This is a genomic window from Soonwooa sp. T0.1_25 (assembly GCF_057652215.1).
The window spans coordinates 1-389 of record NZ_JBYFBZ010000072.1; the positions used below are offsets into that span (position 1 = coordinate 1).

Here is a 389-nt window from a genome sequence, read left to right on the forward strand (position 1 = left end):
GCCAGATAAACGGACTTCATTACTGCATCATCGGTTGGGAAAGACATTTTGTTTTTGGTGTATTTTCTGATTTTTCCATTTAGATTTTCAATTAAGTTGGTAGTATAGATGATCTTACGGATTTCTACCGGAAAGTCAAAAAACACGGTCAGCTCGTCCCAATTGTTTCTCCAGGACTGTATTGCGTACAGATATTTGCTTTCCCATTTCTCGGCGAAATTTTCCAAGGCAGCTTTTGCAGCCTCTTTGGTGGGAGCGGTGTATATGTGCTTCATGTCTGCAGAAAACGCCTTCCTGTCCTTCCAAACCACATATTTGCAAGCATTTCTAATCTGGTGAACGACACAGATTTGGGTTTGAGATTCCGGGAAAACCGAGCGAATGGTCTG

Annotated in this window: 1 protein-coding gene; it reads right to left on the minus strand. The window is 42.2% G+C overall.

Annotation, left to right across the window (positions count from 1 at the left end; all coding sequences use genetic code 11):
• The coding region (locus AC23MB_RS14395) for an IS256 family transposase (protein ID WP_487787659.1) at positions 1-389 on the minus strand (389 nt) is incomplete at both ends.